This window comes from Streptococcus pseudopneumoniae, assembly GCF_001074565.1.
Taxonomy (GTDB): Bacteria; Bacillota; Bacilli; order Lactobacillales; family Streptococcaceae; genus Streptococcus; species Streptococcus pseudopneumoniae_J.
Genome location: NZ_JUQX01000028.1, coordinates 1 through 1,047, shown reverse-complemented (window position 1 = coordinate 1,047; position 1,047 = coordinate 1). Strand labels below are relative to the sequence as shown.

The 1,047-nt window shown below is 39.2% G+C and carries 1 pseudogene; it reads left to right on the top strand.

The annotated features are described in order from the left end of the window. Nucleotides 1–1,047: pseudogene (locus ADI74_RS11205) on the top strand (endo-beta-N-acetylglucosaminidase); the annotation flags it as partial.

The window sequence follows — 1,047 nt, the reverse complement described above, 5'->3', positions numbered from 1 at the left end:
AAGCTAATTCTTATTTCTATCTAAATGCTTCGGGAAACTATGTCCAAAATGCTTGGGTAGGCAATTACTATCTTAAATCAGATGGTAAAATGGCTAAGAGTGAATGGATTTATGATAAAAACTATGGATCCTATTATTATCTAACCACAGAAGGTAGCTACGCTCGAAACGCATGGGTAGGTAATTACTATCTAAAATCAGACGGGAAAAGAGCTAAAAATGAATGGATTTATGACAATAACTATGGGTCATACTATTATTTAACAGGAGAAGGCAGCTACGCTCGCAACACATGGGTAGGCAACTACTATTTGAAATCAAATGGTAAGATGGCTAAAGCTGAGTGGATTTATGACAAAAACTATGGATCCTATTATTATCTAACAGCAGAAGGCAGCTACGCTCGCAACAAATGGGTAGGTAATTACTATCTAAAATCAGATGGTAAGATGGCCAAAAATGAATGGGTAGATGGTGGTCGTTATTATGTAGGAGACGATGGTCTGTGGCAACCAAAACCAGCGCCAAAGCCAGCACCAAAACCAGCTGAGAAACCGAAAACGCCAGCACCAAAACCAGCTGAGAAACCGAAAACGCCAGCTCAAAAACCAGCTGAGAAACCAAAAACACCAGCACCAAAACCAGCTGAGAAACCGAAAACACCAGCACAAAAACCTGCTGAGAAACCAAAAACACCAGCACCAAAACCGGCTGAAAAAACTAAAGAAACAACTCCTAAACAGGATAAATCACAATCTAAAGTTCAGTCTGGCTGGGTAGGAAATTACTACCTCAAATCAGATGGAAAGAGAGCTAAAAATGAATGGGTAGACGGTGGTCGTTATTATGTTGATTCTGATGGAAAAAAGGTTAAAAGTGACTGGATTTATGATAAAAACTATGGTTCATATTATTATCTAACAGCAGAAGGAAGCTCTGCTCGCAACAAATGGGTAGGAAATTATTATCTCAAATCAGATGGTAAGATGGCCAAGAATGAATGGGTAGATGGTGGCCGTTACTATGTTAATTCTGAAGGCAAAATGG